The sequence below is a fragment of the Nitrospira japonica genome (genome assembly GCF_900169565.1).
GTDB lineage: Bacteria > Nitrospirota > Nitrospiria > Nitrospirales > Nitrospiraceae > Nitrospira_C > Nitrospira_C japonica_A.
On sequence record NZ_LT828648.1, the window covers coordinates 1,597,327 to 1,616,378 of the forward strand.

The 19,052-nt window shown below is 59.6% G+C and carries 18 protein-coding genes and 1 riboswitch; of the genes, 10 read left to right on the top strand and 8 right to left on the bottom strand.

Annotation, left to right across the window (positions count from 1 at the left end; genetic code table 11):
* Window positions 1–30: 30 nt before the first annotated feature.
* From NSJP_RS07620 to NSJP_RS07630, 3 genes are all read left to right on the top strand, one after another.
* Window positions 31–1,008 (top strand): deoxyhypusine synthase family protein, encoded by a 978-nt coding sequence (locus NSJP_RS07620; RefSeq protein ID WP_080886316.1) that lies wholly within the window; start codon window positions 31–33, stop codon window positions 1,006–1,008.
* Window positions 992–2,071: an ADP-glyceromanno-heptose 6-epimerase gene (rfaD, locus tag NSJP_RS07625; protein ID WP_080886317.1), complete on the top strand. Its 1,080-nt coding sequence runs from the start codon at window positions 992–994 to the stop codon at window positions 2,069–2,071. Before NSJP_RS07620 ends, rfaD begins: the two co-directional genes overlap by 17 nt.
* A gap of 161 nt (window positions 2,072–2,232) precedes the next feature.
* The gene (locus NSJP_RS07630; RefSeq protein WP_080886318.1) at window positions 2,233–2,802 is read left to right on the top strand and encodes a DNA-3-methyladenine glycosylase; all 570 of its coding nucleotides are present in this window, start codon (window positions 2,233–2,235) and stop codon (window positions 2,800–2,802) included.
* Between the two features lie 63 nt (window positions 2,803–2,865).
* Here NSJP_RS07630 and NSJP_RS07635 read toward each other — a convergent pair whose 3' ends face one another.
* The 8 genes from NSJP_RS07635 to NSJP_RS07670 all read right to left on the bottom strand — a co-directional run bounded on the left by NSJP_RS07635 (window position 2,866) and on the right by NSJP_RS07670 (window position 9,737).
* Entirely contained in the window at window positions 2,866–3,234 is a 369-nt protein-coding gene (locus tag NSJP_RS07635; RefSeq protein ID WP_080886319.1) for a hypothetical protein, read from the bottom strand.
* A gap of 243 nt (window positions 3,235–3,477) precedes the next feature.
* Window positions 3,478–5,307, bottom strand: a complete 1,830-nt coding sequence (locus NSJP_RS07640; RefSeq protein ID WP_080886320.1) for an ATP-binding protein — start codon at window positions 5,305–5,307, stop codon at window positions 3,478–3,480.
* A gap of 133 nt (window positions 5,308–5,440) precedes the next feature.
* A complete protein-coding gene (locus tag NSJP_RS07645) occupies window positions 5,441–5,839 on the bottom strand; it encodes a phage holin family protein (RefSeq protein WP_197685493.1) in 399 nt (132 codons plus the stop codon).
* A gap of 15 nt (window positions 5,840–5,854) precedes the next feature.
* Window positions 5,855–6,196, bottom strand: coding sequence for a DUF5666 domain-containing protein (locus NSJP_RS07650; RefSeq protein WP_080886322.1), 342 nt, complete (start codon window positions 6,194–6,196; stop codon window positions 5,855–5,857).
* 38 nt (window positions 6,197–6,234) lie between these two features.
* Window positions 6,235–6,849 (bottom strand): c-type cytochrome, encoded by a 615-nt coding sequence (locus NSJP_RS07655; protein WP_080886323.1) that lies wholly within the window; start codon window positions 6,847–6,849, stop codon window positions 6,235–6,237.
* A gap of 12 nt (window positions 6,850–6,861) precedes the next feature.
* Window positions 6,862–7,692 (bottom strand): carotenoid biosynthesis protein, encoded by an 831-nt coding sequence (locus NSJP_RS07660; protein ID WP_080886324.1) that lies wholly within the window; start codon window positions 7,690–7,692, stop codon window positions 6,862–6,864.
* A 78-nt stretch (window positions 7,693–7,770) separates the two neighbouring features.
* Window positions 7,771–8,757: a hopanoid-associated sugar epimerase gene (gene hpnA, locus NSJP_RS07665; protein WP_080886325.1), complete on the bottom strand. Its 987-nt coding sequence runs from the start codon at window positions 8,755–8,757 to the stop codon at window positions 7,771–7,773.
* Between the two features lie 89 nt (window positions 8,758–8,846).
* On the bottom strand, window positions 8,847–9,737 hold the full coding sequence (locus NSJP_RS07670; protein ID WP_080886326.1) for a polyprenyl synthetase family protein: 891 nt from the start codon (window positions 9,735–9,737) through the stop codon (window positions 8,847–8,849).
* Window positions 9,738–10,395: 658 nt separating this feature from the next.
* Between NSJP_RS07670 and NSJP_RS07680 the strand changes: the two genes are divergently transcribed.
* From NSJP_RS07680 to NSJP_RS07710, 7 genes are all read left to right on the top strand, one after another.
* Complete coding sequence (locus NSJP_RS07680; protein ID WP_080886328.1) at window positions 10,396–10,692, top strand: antibiotic biosynthesis monooxygenase family protein; 297 nt, start codon at window positions 10,396–10,398, stop codon at window positions 10,690–10,692.
* 44 nt (window positions 10,693–10,736) lie between these two features.
* Window positions 10,737–10,944: riboswitch (cobalamin riboswitch) on the top strand.
* A 253-nt stretch (window positions 10,945–11,197) separates the two neighbouring features.
* On the top strand, window positions 11,198–13,639 hold the full coding sequence (locus NSJP_RS07685) for a ribonucleoside-diphosphate reductase subunit alpha (RefSeq protein ID WP_080886329.1): 2,442 nt from the start codon (window positions 11,198–11,200) through the stop codon (window positions 13,637–13,639).
* Window positions 13,636–14,658: a ribonucleotide-diphosphate reductase subunit beta gene (locus tag NSJP_RS07690; RefSeq protein ID WP_080886330.1), complete on the top strand. Its 1,023-nt coding sequence runs from the start codon at window positions 13,636–13,638 to the stop codon at window positions 14,656–14,658. Before NSJP_RS07685 ends, NSJP_RS07690 begins: the two co-directional genes overlap by 4 nt.
* Before the next feature lie 90 nt (window positions 14,659–14,748).
* Window positions 14,749–15,054 carry a cysteine-rich CWC family protein gene (locus NSJP_RS20065; RefSeq protein ID WP_080886331.1) on the top strand — a complete coding sequence of 102 codons (306 nt, stop codon included), beginning with the start codon at window positions 14,749–14,751 and terminating at the stop codon, window positions 15,052–15,054.
* Between the two features lie 518 nt (window positions 15,055–15,572).
* Complete coding sequence (locus NSJP_RS07700; RefSeq protein WP_197685495.1) at window positions 15,573–16,472, top strand: acyl-CoA desaturase; 900 nt, start codon at window positions 15,573–15,575, stop codon at window positions 16,470–16,472.
* A gap of 43 nt (window positions 16,473–16,515) precedes the next feature.
* Entirely contained in the window at window positions 16,516–17,625 is a 1,110-nt protein-coding gene (gene cfa / locus NSJP_RS07705; RefSeq protein ID WP_080888536.1) for a cyclopropane fatty acyl phospholipid synthase, read from the top strand.
* A 4-nt stretch (window positions 17,626–17,629) separates the two neighbouring features.
* Complete coding sequence (locus tag NSJP_RS07710) at window positions 17,630–18,970, top strand: FAD-binding oxidoreductase (RefSeq protein WP_080886333.1); 1,341 nt, start codon at window positions 17,630–17,632, stop codon at window positions 18,968–18,970.
* The last annotated feature ends 82 nt before the right edge of the window (window positions 18,971–19,052 follow it).

Below are 19,052 nucleotides of genomic sequence, written 5' to 3' on the forward strand. Positions count from 1 at the left end.
CTGGCTGATGGATCATTCGAGGAGGAACACATGAAAGCAACGTCCGTCTCACAATTCATTCATGTTCATTACCGGCATTTCAACGCCGCGTCCTTGAGGGATGCGTCAAAAGGATATATGTCGCATCTGGACCGAGGTGGACAAATGCTGGTGACCCTCGCCGGTGCGATGAGTACGGCTGAACTGGGATTGTCCCTTTCAGAAATGATTCGCAGAGACAAGGTTCATGCCATCTGTTGCACCGGAGCCAATCTTGAGGAGGATGTGTTCAATCTCGTGGCCCACAATCACTATGAACGTATCCCTCATTATCGGGAATTGAGTGCGCACGATGAGCAATCCTTGCTGAAGCGACACTTGAACCGGGTGACAGACACGTGCATACCGGAAGAGGAGGCGATGCGCCGCGTCGAACGCGCGGTGTTCGAAGAATGGGCATTGGCCGAACGAAGAGGCGAGCGGCGGTTCCCTCACGAGTTTCTGTACCGGCTGTTGCGGCAGGAGACATTGAAGGCACACTATCAAATCGATCCTCAAGACAGTTGGCTCTATGCGGCGGCCGAAAAGGACCTTCCGATGTTTGTGCCCGGCTGGGAAGACTCGACGCTGGGGAATATTTACGCGGCCCATTGCATGACGAAAAAACTCCGCAATGTGCACACGGTACGAACGGGTGTCGAATACATGATGGAATTGGCGGAATGGTACGGGCGCGTCACGGCGACTCAATCCATAGGATTCTTCCAGGTCGGTGGCGGGATTGCCGGTGACTTTCCGATTTGTGTCGTCCCTATGTTGAGCCAGGACTTACGAAAGGAGAACGTCGCGCTCTGGGGGTACTTCTGTCAGATCAGCGATTCGACCACCAGTTACGGATCATATTCTGGAGCCGTCCCCAACGAAAAAATCACGTGGGGGAAATTAGGCGCTGAAACCCCGAAATTCATCATCGAGTCGGACGCGACCATTGTCGCTCCGTTGATGTTTGCCTATGTCCTCGAATGGTAAGACCGATTTGTGCTTGGACGGCAGCCGAGTGCTCGTGACCGGCTGGGCAGGCTTCATCGGAAGCGCGCTAATCTGGGGATTGAATCTGCGGGGCTGCGACGACATCGTCGTCGTCGATCGTCTCCGTCGGAGCGACAAGTGGCGCCACCTGGCTCCGTTGCGATTTCGCGACTATCTGGAGGCCGACGAGCTATTGCCCAGGCTGCAAGCCGGCACACTGGGACAATTCGACCTTGTCGTGCACCTCGGTGCCTGTTCGTCGACCAGTGAGAGTGATGTGGCCTATCTCATCCACAACAATTTTGAGTTCACCAAAACGCTGTGCCATTGGACGTTGAACGCCAAGGGAAGATTTGTCTATGCGTCTTCCGCCGCTACATATGGCGACGGACAACAGGGAATGAGCGATATGGATCGTGACCTCGACAAACTTCGCCCGCTGAATGCCTATGGCTTCTCCAAACAGCTGTTCGATCGATACGCCTGGAGAAACGGGCTTCTTGATCGAATAGTGGGACTCAAATACTTCAACGTCTTCGGCCCCAACGAGGACCATAAGGGAGATATGCGCAGCGTTGTCAATAAGGCCACGCAGCAAGCGCAGGCGACGGGTCGAGTTGAATTATTCAAGAGTTATCGCCCGGAATATCGCGACGGTCAGCAAAAGCGAGACTTTTTATATGTGAAGGATGCAGTGGATATGACGTTGCACCTTGCCGAAAAATCCCAAACGGCCGGCCTGTTTAATATCGGTTCGGGAGTCGCCCATTCGTGGCTCGAATTGACCGCAGCCGTCTTTAAGGCATTGGAGAGGAAGCCTGCCATCGACTTTATCGACATGCCCACCGACTTGCGGCCGAAGTATCAATATTTTACCCAGGCCGCTATCGAAAAGCTGCGCGCGACGGGGTATACCCGTCCCATCACACCGCTTCATGATGCCGTACAGGATTATGTCGTCAACTATTTGATGCCAGGGGCTCTCTTGGACTCTGGTGTCGGGCTAACGCTCTCGAAGCCACAGAAGAGTGACAGTCCGGTCGGTTCTTTCCAGCATCCATGAATGGCAATGCCTGTTCCTTCCTGACGGCTTCCATGGATGAATTGCATAACGAGGTTTGATAGGCATAGGTCTAAAAAGGTAGGTCGAACGTGTAGATATCTTGCCACCACGGGGTAGCCGTCTTGCGACCTAATGGCACCATGGTGAAGAATAGTTCCTTCATGTGTAACATCTTGCCCCGAGCCTACTTCAATCGTCCCACGCTGACGGTCGCGCGGTCGCTCGTGGGCAAGTACCTGGTTCGTGAAAACGGAACGGGACAGCTGGCAGGGCGAATCATCGAAGTCGAGGCGTATGTGGGGCCTTCTGACAAGGCTTGCCATGCCTCGAAAGGCCGAACGGCCAGGACCGACGTGCTGTTCGGTTCGCCGGGGGTCTCCTATGTGTATCTCATTTATGGCATGTATCACTGCCTGAACGTCGTGACGGATCGGGAAGAGTTTCCCGCCGCTGTCCTGATTCGGGCGATTCAACTGGACGGTCTCTTGATCGATGGGCCCGGTCGAGTGTGCCGTGCGCTCGGCATCGACCGGACGCTGAATCGGCTCGACATGACGATCGGCAAGCAGCTCTGGTTCGAGGAACGGGAAAAGAGAACGGGCAGGACGCCCATCGGTGCGTTTCCACGCATCGGCGTGGATTATGCGGGGAGTTGGGCCAAGAAACCGTGGCGATTCCGGTTGCTCTCCGGAGAACCGGCCTTGTCCGGCCGCCGCGCGCTTCGTTCCTGATCAAATGAAAAGGGGACGCTGCGGTTGACGCAACGTCCCCTTCGTCGCACGTGCGTGCCGTCGTCAGTCGATCTTGCGATCTCCGGTGATCTTCGTGGCGGAAGTCACAGGAGGCGCAATCTGGATCTGGGGACCCTGGACCTTCGGAAGCCGTCCCGCTCCCTCGTTGGCGGTGATACGCTCATTGTCTTTCTTCTTCAGATCCTGCTGTGCGTGCTTATCGTCGAATCCGGCCGCTTTGGTCAGCGTGGATTCGCCGCGAGCATCTCCCTGACCCGGATCGTTGGCCGTCGGCTGGCCGGTGACCGGGCTTCCGCTGTTCTTCATTGGATAGCCTTCATGCTTAGGGAGTAACGCAGGATTGGCCGACGCCATAGACAGGGCAAACAGCACACCGGACGCTGCCGCAAGAGTGCCGAATACGAGCTTCATACCCCTTCTCCTTTGAATGATGGTGGGTGAAGGATTACCGTGCATAGGGTTCGTATTTATAAGGCCTGATCAAGTGGCGGGATCATATCCAGGGATGCCCGGTTCTGTCAAGGATGAAAGCAATCGCGGCGACCGGTGACCGCGCAGTCTATGTGCTTGAAGACACGAGGATTTGACCAATAGCGCCGGCCGGCTGGTTTGAAGGGACTATCGGGGTTCGACCTTGAGGTCCTGGCGGGATCTTCAGCTGCCACGCCGGGGCGGTCGCCGTCCCCGGCCGCCGCGGTGGCGAAATGCCGGTCCTCGGCTGACTCCCGGCAGACGAATCGTGACGGTGGTGCCCTCTCCGGGCGCACTACCGATGGCGATCGACCCTCCGTGTTCCTCGACGATCTTTTTCACGGTCGCAAGGCCGAGACCCGTACCGGCCCGCTTCGTCGTAAAGAACGGTTCGAAGACCTTGTCGACGATCTCCGAAGGAATCGGCGCTCCGTCGTTCTTGATCAGAATTTGATCCTCGATCCCACGGCCGGCCCGATGCTGGCTGACGTGGATCGTGAGATGTCCGCCGGGCGTCATGGCCTCGCAGGCGTTCTTGAAAATGCTCAGGAACACCTGCTGGAGCTTGGCTTCATCGCCCCGGACGGGCGCCAGGACCGGCGCGTATTCCTTGGTGACGTGGATGCGCGTGACCTCCAAGTCGGTCGCGACGACGGTCAGCGCGCTTTCGATGACTTCGGGTATGCGGACCAGCCGGCGGTTAAGATCGAGCGGCTTGGCGAAGTCCAGAATCTCGTTGAGAATGGCTTCGACGCGAATCAAGTCGCGCATGGCGTTTTCCACCCGGGTTTGCGGGTCGAAATCCAGAATGCCTTCACCGGTGACCTCTTCCAACTGCGCGCGGATGGATCCGAGGGGTTCCCGGATCTCGGTAGCGAGAAACGCGCTAAATTCTCCGATCGCAGCCTGACGCTCCTGCTTGCGGATGACCGGTTCCAACGGCACGGCGCCTTGAGGAGAGGGCACGCCTTCCGCATCCTCGGTCCCCGTGTCGCTTTTGGTCGGACTGGGCTGTGGGGCCGGAGCTTGAAGCAACTCCGCCAGCTTGAGAATATCAGGTTCGAGGGTGCGTGCGTCCGTCGGCTGGTACCGCCCGGCTTCCCGCGACGCCAATGTCAGGGTTCCTCCGACCTGTCCGCGAACGAAGAAGGGAAGGACCAGCGAAGACTGGAAACGGTCCTTGAACAGCTGCTTGTGGTCCAAGAAGCGGCCCTGGGTGGAAGCCAGATCATGATCCACGCGGGGTTTGCGATGGCGGATCGCCCATCCGGCGGCCGAACTGTCGAGGGTCAACCGGTGGCCGGGCTTGAGATCCCTCTTACCGTCTTTCTGGTCACCGCGCACGTCGCCCGCCAGACCCAGGACTTCGACGTTGCCCGCGATGGGGTCGTAGTGACAGACCCAGGCGCGATCAAAGGGCACGGTCTGGTGGGCATCGGTCAGGACCGATAGAATTTTTTCCTGCAGTTCCGGCGTCACCTGCGAAACGGGAGCGACAAACATATCGGCGGCCGATTGGACCGGGGCGGTCGGTTCGTTCGAGACCAACGCGCGACTGAGGACGACGTTGATGTTGAATAACCCCTCGCGATCCAGCGCCTTGGTGATGTCGTCGCCGGCCTGATCCATCAGGCCTTTTTCTTTTTTCGCGAAGGATGCCCCTTCTTTTCTCCCGATCACGAGGAAGCCGTAGGTGCGATTGCGGTATTTGAGCGGCACGCTCAGGAGCGATTTTGCACCCGGTGTGACCATGCGGACCCGCATCGTGCGGCCGCCGTCCTGGTCGTGTGCAGATGCCCCGTCGGTGACCGCCGGAGCCGACAGCGTCCGGAGAATCGCGTGAACGTCCCGTGTCGTGAATCCGCGCGCGACGTGACCGACGAGCGGTCCCTGTTCCTGGTGAAAGATGGCGGCCAGGGCGGAGTCAACCGGCAGCTCGTTCAAGACCGACGTCAGCGTCCGTTGCAGATGCGTTTCGGGCTGGGCTTTGCTCTGAGTCACAGCTGATGGCATTGGGTGATTCGTCAAAAAAGAAAATGCATTCTAGCAATGCATGCGAGGCAATTCAATGAGAAGACGATCGGGGCGTCGTCCGCCTTCCGCCGGGGATCAGAAGAAAAGAAATCGCAACGATTCGGACATCTGATCATGGGTTGATGATCTTGGGCGGACGCGGTTCCGAGTGGCGCACCTCGACGCGGTGAGAATCGGACGTGAACAGGTTCAGAATGCTGGTCACGATGCTGATCACCAGGGCGCCGCCGACCGCGGGCCAGAACCCCGACACGGTGAAGCCCTTGACCAGATAGGCGGTCAATTCGAGCAGAATGGCGTTGACGACGAGCAGAAAGAGGCCGAGCGACAGCACGATCAACGGCAGCGTGAGAATCAAGAGGATCGGGCGGATCAACAGATTGAGAATCGTGAGCACCAGGACGGCGGCGACACCGGCCGTCATATCGCGCACCTCGATTCCCGGGACGGTCGCCACGGCAAGAAATACGGCGATCCCGGTGATCACGATCCGAACGACGGCCGACTGCATCGTCATCTTCCTTCGTTAGTGAGCGGGCTGCGGAGCCGGGACGGTCGCCGCCGCGGCTTTCTTCGCCGGCGAGAAGTGGACTTCGGTCGCGGTCAGGCCCTTCTTCTCCTTGACCGCATCGATCACCACGCGGTCTCCCGCAGCGGGCAACTCCGACGAATTTGGATTGCCCTTCTCCTTGAAGTGGGTGTCCTTCGTCACCTTGACCGTCACGGTTCCGCCTTTCTGCGTTTTCACCTGAATGTGGTCGCGGTCGATTTCAGTCACGGTGCCGAGCACATGCTGGCCGGAGCCGTGTGCGAAGGCGGTGGCGGAACAGAACAGAACGAGTGTGGCCATGAACAGATATCGAACCATAAGTCGCGTCACTCCTTTGTCATGCAAGGTGAGACAATTCAATGGTGATGGCCGTCGGCCTGTCCGACGGTATCGTCCCCTTCCAGAAACTTGTCGTATTCGGCTTCCTCTTCCATTTCGTGCCTGGTCTTCGGGTTGAGGCCCTTCATCTCGTCGAGTTCCTCGGGAGTCAGGTTGGGAAGATGCCGGATGAAATGAACCAGTTTCCAACTGTCCATGTCCTTTTCCGGCTCATCGTCGCCCCAGGCCGGCATGGCAGTGAAACGGATGCCATTGTGGATGGCCCAGAATAACTCTCCGTCGGACATCGACTGTGTGTCCGCCTCGCGCAGATCAGGGGCTTTGGGATAGACGTTCTTGCCGATCGGCGTCCGTCCACTGCCGTCATTGGCGTGGCAAATGGCGCAATGGTCGGCAAAGTGCGCCCGAGCATCTTTGAGGACCGCGGGAGTCAACGGCACAGGATTCGGGGCGTTCCTCTGGGCGATCGGAACGGCTAGATGGCGGATTTGCCGTGCCATCAGGACCTCGAGACGATGAGGCTCCGTCTTCGCGCTGAAACCGGTGGTAAAAAGCTGATAACCGACCCACCCGACCATGCCGAGCGCCACGAGGCAGACCACGATGACGACTCTGATCACCCGTTTTTTCATGGTGAATAAACACTATACAAATTCCGTGGGTTCATTGCCAGCGACCGGCTGTTTGCGGGGCGCGGCGAGGCGAAGCACGAGCACAATGGTGAGTGGAAGAAACATCAAGGCTCCGGAAAAACCGAGGGTCGTCTCGCCAATCCAGAACGTGACGCTCAAATTAAACAGCAGCACACCATAGTACAGCCCGACTCCCAGCAGGACTCGGTGTGTAGTCGCGACTCCCGGACGGACGGCAAGCGGAGGCAGGCGGCGGTCCAGTGGAAAATAGATGGCGAGGGAAATGAGGCCCACGACCATCCAGCCGGCGTAATTCGACAGAGGGACGCCGAAGTGCGCGCCGTCTTCCGCATAGTAGTAGAGTTTGCCCAGGAACCAGCGGTCGCCGCGCAACGCGACCGGGTCGATCACCATGTCGATCGCGGCGAACAACAGCGAGGTCAACAGGAGCGCCTGCCACCCGCTGCGGACAGCGAGGTCGAAGCGGAGAGGCTGCAGCCGGGAGGCTGAATCCGTTCGGTCACACGGCAACACGACACACAGCGCCGTGCAATAGGCCGCATACAGCAAGAAGCTGAACGAGATCGAATCCATGAACGGAATATTCGAAAAGTACAGCTCCTGGCCGGCTGTGGAACCCGTGTAGAAGTACCAGCCGAACGGGATCCCCGTTCTGGTCGAAGAAAACTCGCAGACGAAAGCGGTCAACCAGCTGATCAGCCAGAGCCGCCAGGCTCGCGGCCATCCGAGCAATTGAATCGCGGAGATCAGGAACCCGGCCAGGAAAACGAACACATAGGGTCGGAGCAGGATGGTGTTGAAGAAAAGGACGGCAATGTCCATCAATGTTTCATGTTGAATGATGGTGGAATCCGGCGACCGTCACTTCACATTGAATATTCGGCGTGTGGCATTGACGCCTCATGAGGCGTAACCATGTGTTCGAAACCATCGCACCGCTTTTTCCAACGCTACTTCCGGAGGGGTTTGAGGAAGGCCGAGTTCGCGCAGGGCCTTGCTGCAATCATAATGCATCTTGTACTTGGCCATCTTCACGCCTTCAAGAGGAATGCGCGGCGTCCGGCCGGTCAGTGCGGCGATCCATTGGTTGCCGTAGGCCAGGGGAAGCACGGCCAGCCTCGGCAGCCGCAGGGTAGGCGCCTTGACGCCGGTCAATCGACTGAGGATCTCGAAGACTTCGCGGAGCATCAAATTCTTGTTTCCCAGGATGTACCGTTCGCCTTGCCGGCCTTTCTCCATGGCCAGCAGGTGGCCGGCCGCCACGTCGTCGACGTCGATCAAGTTCATGCCGGTTTCGATGTAGGCGGGCATGCGCCCCTTCATGAAATCGACGATCACTTGCCCGGTCGGCGTCGGCTTGACGTCGCCGGCTCCCACGGGCGCGCTCGGATTCACGATCACCACGGGCAGTCCGTCTTTCGCCAGTTTCAAGACCTCCTGCTCCGCCAGAAACTTGGAGCGCTTGTAGTGCCCGGCCATCTGATCCAAAGATACGGGCGTCGTCTCCGTGCCGACTCCGCCCTCGGGCGGCAATCCGATCGCGCCGATCGTGCTGCAATAGACGGTGCGTTCGATGCCGACCGAACGGGCCGCCTCCAGCATGTTCTTTGTGCCGGTCACGTTGACGTCGTAAAAAATGGACGGGTCCTTGGCCCACAGGGCATAGTGGGCGGCGATGTGGTAGAGCTGCCGGCAGCCGGACAGGGCCCGGCGCAATGAGGCCTGGTCCCTCAGATCGCCGGTGACGGGTTCCACCGGTAATCCGTCGAAGTTCTGCCGATCCGAGTCGGCGCGGACGAGCAGGCGAACCTCGGTCCCGGCTTGCACCAGTGCACGCGCCACCGCGCCTCCGACGAACCCGCTGGCTCCTGTGACGAGAACCTTCATAGTGAGGAGCTGATGGCGAATGGCTGATGGCGTATGGCAGGAGCGAACGTTCGTCGGCCGTCGGCCATCAGCTGTCAGCTATCGGCCCTTCAGTTCTTTCTGGACGTGATGTATCGGGCGATCTCGCGAAGCGGATCGGCGGATTGGCCGAAGGAGGACAGGCGGCCGATCGCCCGGGCCACGCATTCGTCGGCGAACTTCTTTGCGCCGTCGACTCCATAAAAGGTCGGATAGGTCTTCTTGCCGCGCTCGGCGTCCGTGTTCGGATTCTTGCCCAGCTCTTCCCGGGTGCCGGTGACGTTCAGCACGTCGTCGGCGACTTGAAAGGCCAGTCCGATGTCCTCAGCGTAGCCCGTCATGTCGTTGAGTTGGCGGTCGGTGGCTCCGGCCGCGATCGCGCCCATTCGTACCGCGGCGCGGATCAGCATGCCGGTTTTGTGTTTATGGATGTTCTGGAGCGCGGCCAAGTCGATGTCCCGGTTTTCCGCCTGAATGTCGAATACCTGTCCCCCGACCATGCCGGCGTGACCGGAGCCATAGGCTAGCTCCTGAATCAAACGGACTTGTCTGGTCGGATCGCAGCCCTTCATCAGATCGGGCCGGCTGCAGAGATCGAAGGCCATCGTGAGCAGCGCATCGCCGGCCAGGATCGCCATGGCATCGCCGTACACTTTGTGGTTGGTCGGCTTGCCGCGGCGAAAGTCGTCGTTGTCCATCGACGGCAGATCGTCGTGGATCAGCGAATAGGTATGGATGAATTCCAGGGAGCAGGCGACCGCCATCAAGCCGGGCGGGTTGGTTTCCACCGCCTCAGCCGCCGCGATCGCCAGGATCGGGCGGATCCGTTTTCCACCCGCCATGAGGCTGTAGCGCATGCTTTCGTGAAGCGTGGTCGGGGGCAGCGTCGCGGCCGGCGTAACCTGATCGAGAAACCGATCGACTTCGACCTGTTTGTGTTCGAGATAATCCTTGATGTTCATGGGGTTGAAAGCGGTGTTTGATATCAAAGGGAAGGAACGGCGCGGAGAGTAGCAAATGGATTTTGGAGTGTCAAACAGAGATGTGGAAGACGAATGCTCTCGGTCACGCAGCTGTGCCATCGGGCTTCGGTCTGCTACCTTCGCTGAGGCCTGGGCCTTGTTGGCCGCTGTTAGCCTCGTTGATGCTTGGCGCCGCAACTGGATCCATTCCAAGCGACGCTTGAATGGATCTGCGGACAGCGACGCCACCTGCCCGGAGCAGGCCGCATAACTCGGCATCAGCGGAAACACAAGTCCCAATGGCCGCTTAGGTAGCAGACCTCGTGGTCTCTCTACCCAGGCTTCATCATTGTTCGGAAAACTGAAACGGGTATTCCGTCGATATGCTGGAGCCGCATGAAGGTGGCCCGATTCACCTCAAACGTGCACGCATTCTTGCTCCCTCAACCTATATCTTGCTTGGCGCGGGTGTCGCGGTGACCGGGTGCCCCGTCGCGCGGAGCGGAAGGGACCCGCTGGGGGATGGGTGGAGCGAGCACCAGGGGGCTGGTTGCCGCGACAGGACCCGCGCTCACACCCCTTTCATCGCTCTGTACGACGACAGCATAATGATACCTGGTGAACTCGATCGACCGTACTGATCCTGGGGAGGTGCATCATGGCGGTGACGCTGATCAACGTGTTCTCGGTTCCGAAGGGGCAGGAAGAGGCGTTCGTGAAATGGTGGGAGGACGTGAAGGCCGACATTACCTCCCAGCCTGGCTTCATCAGCGGGAAGTTTCATCGAAGCCTCAAGCCGGACAGCAAGTTCAATTTCATCAACATCGCGATTTGGGACAACGAAGAAATCTACTGGAAGGCGTATGAGAAGAGCGTCACGCCGATGAAAGCCAAGCTGGCGCAGCTGGGCGTCGAGATGGTGCCGGCGCTCTACCGCGTCGCGTTTGAATATTGATCGAGCGTCCGGTCGCGCGTGCTTGACTTCACCAGGGGCCGACTATAGACTCCGCCCGTGCTGGTTCACTGATCTCCTATTCAGTGAGCAAAAGGGAACCCGGTGCGAATCCGGGGCTGCCCCGCAGCGGTAAGCGAGAACGACTCCACGATTACGCACTGGCCTTCCGGCCGGGAAGCGGTGGAGAGTAGGAATCCGGCGACAGCCGAAGCGCTCGCAAGCCCGAAGACCTGCCAGCACCCGGTGACGGAGAGACAACCGAAACCGGTTCGACCTGGAAGCCTCGAGGGAGGACCGTAGGTCTGAGCTGGTTCGGACTGTCATCCTGCCTTCCGTTCTTGGTTCACGACCAACATCCTTCTACAGCTGTATTCTCACCCGCGGGGGTGGCGGTCGGTCTCGGAACCGTGTTGATTCCCTCACGCGTTTCGGCCGGCAACGACTTCTCGCGGTTCGCCGCAAAGGGGCATCCTTTGCGCTACCCGACCCAACGAGGAGGACGTGCATGCCCAGTGAACCAACCGAGAGCATCGAGAGTCTCGCCGTCTCAGATTCACCCCTCTCTCCACATGGCGGGAACGATGAGGTGTCTTCCCAGCACACCATGCGGGTGAAGAAGCGCAACGGGTCGACGGAACCGGTCGACGTCATGAAGATCGTCCGTGCCGTGGAGCGCTGCTGCGGCGGCCTCTCGGACATCGATCCGCTTCGGATCGCGACCAAGACCATCAGCGGCCTGTACGACGGGGCGACGACGCGCGAACTCGACCGGCTTTCGATCCAGACGGCTGCTGCCCTGATCGTGGAGGAACCCCAGTACGCAAGACTCGCCGCCCGGTTGCTGGCGACTTACATCGACAAGGAGGTGCGGAATCAGGAGATCCACGCGTTCTCCCAGTCCGTCGCCGCCGGGTATCGCCTGGGATTGGTGAACGAGCGGCTTCAACACTTCGTCTCGCAAAACAGCCGCAAGTTGAACGATGCGCTCGATCCGAAGCGGGACCGTGAGTTCGAATATTTCGGGTTGCGTACCGTGTACGACCGGTATTTGCTCAAACACCCGGCGACCCGGCAAGTGATCGAGACGCCGCAGCAGTTCTTCCTGCGCATCGCCTGCGCGCTGTCAGAGACCGTCTCCGACGCGCTGGAACTGTACCGGTTGTTGTCATCTTTGGAATACCTTCCGAGCTCGCCGACCCTGTTCAATGCCGGGACGAAGCACGAGCAGTTGTCGAGCTGCTTCTTGCTCGATTCGCCCGACGACCACCTCGAGCATATCTATCAACGCTACACGGACGTGGCGATGCTGTCGAAGTTCTCGGGAGGCATCGGTCTGGCGTATCATCGTGTGCGCTCGCGCGGCTCCTTGATCGAGAGCACGAACGGACACTCGAACGGAATCATCCCCTGGCTGAAGACGCTCGACGCCTCCGTTGCCGCGGTCAATCAGGGTGGAAAGCGTAAAGGCGCCTGTTGCGTGTATCTCGAGCCGTGGCACGCCGACGTCGAAGAGTTTCTGGAACTGCGCGACAACACGGGCGACGAAGCTTCCAGAACCCACAATCTGAACCTTGCCAATTGGATTCCGGATCTCTTCATGAGGCGTGTGGAAGCCGACGCTGATTGGAGTCTGTTCGATCCGAAGACCGTTCCGGAACTGCCGGATCTTTACGGTGAAGAGTTCGAGCGGGCGTACGTCCGGGCGGAAGAGGCCGGGCTCGCGGTAAAAGCCATCAAGGCGCGCGAGCTGTATGCGCGAATGATGCGGACGCTCGCGCAGACCGGCAACGGGTGGATGACGTTCAAGGACAAGTCGAACCGTGCCTGTAACCAGACCGCGTTGCCGGGGCGGACCGTTCATCTGTCGAACCTCTGCACCGAAATCCTCGAGGTGACGTCGCGGGACGAAACGGCCGTCTGCAACCTTGGCTCGATCAATCTTGCCCGCCATACCGCGGCCGGCTCCGACGGCGCCGTCTCGTTCGATTTCGAGAAAATGGGCCGTACCGTGCGATGCGCGGTGTATCAGCTCGATCGCGTCATCGACTTGAATTATTACCCGATCACCGCGGCCCGGTCGTCCAATCTGCGCTGGCGGCCGGTCGGGCTCGGGGTCATGGGCCTGCAGGACGTGTTGTTTCAAATGCGGCTTTCCTTCGACGCTCCGGAGGCGCGCGCATTGTCTGCCCGCATTGCCGAAGACATTTACTACCACGCGCTCTCGGCTTCGGTGGATCTCGCGATCACGAAGGGCCGTCATCCCGCGTTCGAGGACACGAGGGCGGCGCGAGGCGAACTGCAATTCGACGCCTGGGGCATCGAACCGAGCGATCCGGCGCGATGGAGCGCGCTCCGGACGCGGATCGCGACGCATGGGCTGCGAAATTCGCTTCTGGTCGCGATCGCGCCCACCGCCACGATTGCGTCGATCGCCGGATGTTACGAATGCATCGAGCCGCAGGTCTCGAACCTGTTCAAGCGGGAAACGCTCTCCGGGGACTTTCTCCAAGTGAACCGGTATCTCGTCGCGGACCTGAAGCGGCTCGGCCTGTGGAACAGCGAGACGCGGGCGCGCCTCAAGCTGGCCGAAGGCTCCGCGCAAGGGCTCAATGAACTGCCGAGCGACCTGCGAACCCTGTATCGGACCGCCTGGGAGATTCCGATGCGGTCCCTCATCGACATGGCGGCCGATAGGGGAGCCTTCATCGACCAAAGTCAATCGCTCAATCTGTTCATTGAAAATCCGAACATCGGCCAATTGTCGAGCATGTATTTCTACGGGTGGAAGAAGGGATTGAAGACGACGTACTACCTGCGTTCCCGGCCCGCCACGCGCATCGCGAAAGCCACGGTCGACGCCGCGCCGCAAAAGTCGCCAGGCGAACGGGGCACGGACGCCGTGGCCTGTTCGCTCGAGAATCCCGGAAGCTGCGAGGCTTGCCAATGAGCCACGTCAAACGGCCGGCGCGGCTGCTCGATCCCGGTATGTGCCTGACACTCCGCCCCATGGCGTATCCCGTATTCTTCGACATGTATCGCTCGGCGATCAAGAACACCTGGACCGTGGAAGAAGTGGACTTTTCGACCGACGTGGGCGATCTGCGCACGAAGATGAGCGCCGCCGAACGTCACCTGGTGCAGCGGCTCGTCGCATTCTTCGCCACCGGCGATTCGATCGTGGCCAACAATCTGGTCCTCAATCTGTACGAGCACATCAACGCGCCGGAGGCGCGGATGTATTTGTCCCGGCAGCTCTATGAGGAGGCCCTGCACGTCCAATTTTATTTGACGCTGCTCGACACGTACGTGCCCGACCCTGACGAGCGGTTCTCGGCGTTTGCCGCCGTGGAAACCATTCCCTCGATCCGGCGAAAAGCCGAATTTTGCTTCCGGTGGATGGATTCGATCCACCGACTCGATGCCCTGGATTCCCGTGAGAAGCGGAGCCGATTTTTGAGGAATCTGGTCTGCTTCGCCGCCTGCATCGAGGGACTCTTTTTCTTCGCCGCGTTCGCCTATGTGTATTTCCTCCGGTCACGCGGCCTGTTGCACGGGCTTGCGAGCGGGACCAACTGGGTCTTTCGAGACGAAAGCGCCCATATGGCCTTTGCCTTCGAGGTGGTCAGTCAAGTCCGCCGTGAAGAACCGGAGCTGTTCGACGGAGCGTTCGAGGCCGATATCGGGCTGATGATGGACGAAGCCGTCGCCTGCGAGACCGCGTTTGCCGAAGATCTCTTGGGTGGAGGCGTGGCGGGCCTCTCCTTGCGCGACGTGCGGCAGTATCTGCAGTTTGTGGCGGATCAACGACTGACGACCCTCGGCCTCCGGAAACGGTACGGGGCGAAAAATCCTTTCACGTTCATGGATCTTCAGGATGTGCAGGAAGTGGCGAATTTCTTTGAACGGCGTGTGTCCGCGTATCAGGTGGGCGTGACCGGAGACGTAGCCTTCGATGCGGCATTCTGACGGACGATACCCGGCGCCGGGTTGCGTGGCAGGCGGGCGGGTTTGGCCGCCGGCGCGACCCCGTGTGGATCCGGATTGCGGACTCAGGGCATGCGGGTGGGCGGAAGTCGAGGCGGCTGGGGTGGTTCCAAGCCGCTTCGCCGGTGCGCCGGCGTGAGCGTCTCGGAGTTCGATCCGGCCAAGTGCCCGCGCTGCGGACAGGGGAATGAATGCGGGATGGCGGCCGGCAGCAGAGCCTGTTGGTGTTTCGAGTCATCCATTGCACCGGAGGTCCTCGATCGTGTCCGATGCGGATCCGAGGGGCAGGCCTGCCTTTGTCGGATTTGTCTATCGGAGCCCCATTCCTCGATGGTCGAGTTGGCAAAGATTCACGATCGTATTCGAACGTGGAGGTAGTGGCGAGGCCGTCGATGCAGCGCAGGCGCGAGGCCTCTTCGTTGTAGGTATCTGTCCACGGTCTGCCCCCCTGCGTCTCTCCCCTCCGTCACGCTCCCTCGAGGGCTTCGGCTCCGGGCCGTGCCGTGGTAAGATCTTTTTCGGGATTTCTGCTCAATCCGATTGCGCTGGCCTTGAATTTCAAAAACAGATATCTTAGAGTCATTACCCATCCCGCCGGGTGATCAGGAGCGGCTTAATGCCCACCAAGTCACGGCACCACTGCTGTTCGGCGTCGTCGCGCTCGGGTGGTGGATGATTGTATAGCGCGTCCGGCAGGGGCAGACACGCTTGTCTGAGCAGTGGCTGTGTGTCGTCTACTTACCGGCTTTCGCAAGGTTTTGGTCAAGGATGTTATTCGGTTCTTCGTGGGTCATTCCGCTTCCGAGTCTCCATGTGACGCATTTGGGGTCCGTTGAGAGAACGGTCGGACGAGAATCGGTGCGATTAGCGATTGGCAGATGCTCTCAGAGGGCCCCGTGGTAGCTACCAGTCCCGATCAGTCGATCCCGCCTAAATCTCCCGGCTTCTGCTGGTGGGAGTCGCTCCCGTTCGTTGCCATCCACTTGCTCTGTCTTGCCGCAATCCTGACGGGTGTACGATGGGAATGGGTTGTCCTGGCCGTCGTGAGTTACTACGTGAGGATGATCGGCGTCACGGCGGGGTATCACCGCTATTTCTCGCACCGGTCGTTCAAGACGAGCCGGATGTTTCAATTTCTACTGGCGTTTTGGGCCATGACGTCGGCACAGAAGGGCGTGTTGTGGTGGGCCGCCCATCACCGCCATCACCATAAGTATTCGGATCGGAAAGAAGATTTCCATTCCCCTCTGCAGCGGGGGTTCTGGTATTCGCACGTCGGCTGGATCCTCTCGGATGATCACGTCAAGACCGACTTGACCCTGGTGAAGGACCTGAGCCGCTATCCTGAGATTCGGTTCCTGGATCGGTTCTATTTTCTTCCCCCGTTTGTCTACGGCGGCCTGCTCTATTTGCTCTGGGGATTTCCGGGGTTGGTCTGGGGCTTCTTCATCTCCACAACGGCGCTCTACCATTGCACGTTCTTCATCAATTCACTGACTCATTTGTTCGGGACCGTTCGATACCGATCCGGTGACGGAAGCAGAAACAGCCTCATCCTCGCTCTCCTTTGCTGCGGGGAAGGCTGGCACAACAATCACCACCACTATCAGATTGCAGCCAATCAAGGTTGGTTCTGGTGGGAGGTGGACCTGTCCTACTACGTCCTCGTCGTCCTGTCGTGGGTTGGGCTTGTATGGGACATCCGCACGCCGCCCCCGCAGATCAAAGCCGCGACCATCGCCACCGAGCTGTCCTTCCGATCGGACGGCCCCCAGGCACCGGCCGCCCTCCGATAGGGTTGTCATGGCGGGTGCCGTCGGCCATTCTGAACAGCGGATCATGAGTCAAAAATCCACGATCGAGAGTTTGCTTGAAAAGGCCGGCATCCAGGTCGATGGACCGGAGCCGGGCGACATCCGTGTCCACGACGACCGTTTCTATGCCCGGGTGCTGGCGGAAGGGTCGTTGGGATTGGGCGAATCCTACATGGACGGCTGGTGGGATTCGCGGCGCTTGGACGACTTCTTCGCCAAGTTCCACGATGTGCCGCTGGATCACGCCGTCGTCGACAAATACCTGATCATGAACGCATTGAAGGCGCGGCTGTTCAACATGCAGAACATGCGGCTTTCGAAGCGGGTTGCCCAGCAGCATTATGATCTGGACAATGCCTTCTATGAAAAAATGCTCGGCCCGCACATGCAGTATACCTGCGCCTATTGGAAACGGGCCCAGGATCTGGAGACGGCGCAGAAGCACAAGCTGGACCTCATCTGCAGAAAACTGCACCTTCAGAAGGGAGAACGGGTCCTGGAGCTCGGGTGCGGATGGGGCGGCTTCGCCCGCTATGCCGCGACTCACTACGGATGCAGCGTGACGGCCTACAATATTTCCGAACAACAAGTGAGCTATGCACGCAAGTGGTGCGAGGACCTTCCGGTCGAGGTGATTCAGGGCGACTACCGGAGCGCCTCGGGCGAGTTCGACAAGGTCGCGGCCATCGGCCTGTGCGAGCACGTGGGATACAAGAATTACCGGACGCTCATGGAAACGGTCCATCGGACGCTGAAGCGCCGCGGACTCTTTCTGCTCCATACGATCGGGAACAACGCGTCGGTCTCGACGGCCGATCCCTGGTTCGACAAGTACATTTTCCCCGGCGGGATGCTCCCTTCCGTCGCGCAGCTCAGTGCGGCGATGGACGGACTCTTGGTGTTGGAGGACTGGCACAATTTCGGGCCCGATTACGACCGCACGCTCGTGGCATGGCAGGAGAACGTGGACCGGCATTGGGACGAGCTCAAGGCGAAATTCGACGAACGGTTCCGCCGGATGTGGCGGTACTACCTCCTGTCGCTGGCCGGGGCCTTCCGCGCCCGCCGTATTCACCTCTGGCAGGTCGTGCTGTCCAAGCACGGTGCGTTGGGGGGATACGAGCCGGTACGATAAGCGCATGATTCCTTTTGACGCGTATGCCGAGAAGCGGGCGCGCGCCGCCGCGAGCATGCAGTCCCTCGGTTCCGAGGGACTTTCGCTGGAGAAATCCACTTCCAATCTCTTCCGGCATCGGACCGGATCCGCCAAACCTCGGCTCGATCTGCGGGAGTTTCGTCACGTCATTCGCATCGACGAACAGGCTCGGACCGCGGAAGTGGAAGCCCTGACGACGTACGAAGAACTGGTCCGCGAAACCTTGCCATTCCAATTGATGCCGGCGGTGGTGCCGCAGCTCAAGTCCATCACGGTCGGCGGCGCGATCGCGGGGATCGGCATCGAATCTTCATCGTTCCGATACGGGTTCGTTCACGAGACCATGCGTGAACTCGACGTCCTGCTCTCCGACGGGCGCGTCGTCACGGCGACCGCCGACAACGATCATCGCGACCTGTTCTTCGGGTTTCCCAATTCCTACGGCACGCTGGGCTATGCGTTGCGCACCGTCATCGATCTGATTCCGATCAAACCCTTCGTGAAGCTGACGCACCGCCGCTTTACGGATCCGGATCGGTATTTTGAGGCCATGGCGGACGCCTGCCGCCAGGGCGGCGCCGATTTCGTGGACGGCACGATGTTCGACGGGCGGACGTTCTACCTGACGACGGGAATCTTCGTCGGCCAGGCGGAATGGCTGAGCGATTACACCTATCTGCAGATGTACTACCGGTCCATCACGGAGAAGACGACCGATTACCTGATCACACACGACTATCTCTGGCGTTGGGATACGGATTGGTTCTGGTGCTCCAAGCATTTCCTGCTGCAATATCCGATCATGCGCCGGTTATGGGGCAAAGAGCGGCTCAATTCCGGAGTGTACTGGAGGTTGTGGAAGCGGGCCCACGGCTCACGGGTCGCGCAATTGGCCCTGAAGATGATCGAAGGCCGTCAGGAGGCCGTCATTCAAGACGTGGAGATTCCGATCGAACAGGCCCCACGATTTGCGCGGTTCTTCAACGAGCGCATCGGCATCACGCCGGTCTGGCTCTGTCCGGTCGCGGTTCGCGATCCCGCCCGTTCGTACAGTCTGTATCCCATGGAACCCGGCATGCCCTATGTCAATTTCGGTTTCTGGGATACGGTCAAGAGCCGTCACGGCGACGGGCATTTCAATAAGCTGGTCGAAGAGACGGTTCGGGATCTTCGCGGCCATAAGTCGCTGTATTCGACCTCGTATTATTCTCGGGAAGAATTCGATCGGCTGTACAATGGCGAGGCCTATCGCCGTTTGAAGGGCCTGTACGATCCGGGGAAACGGCTGAAGGGTCTCTATGAAAAATGTGTGCTCAAGCTCTGACGTTCGCCGTACCGGAACTGCCGGCTGGGACGCCCGCCGATTTTCCGGCCGCTTGTCATTCGGGAGCCCGCTTGGCTATACT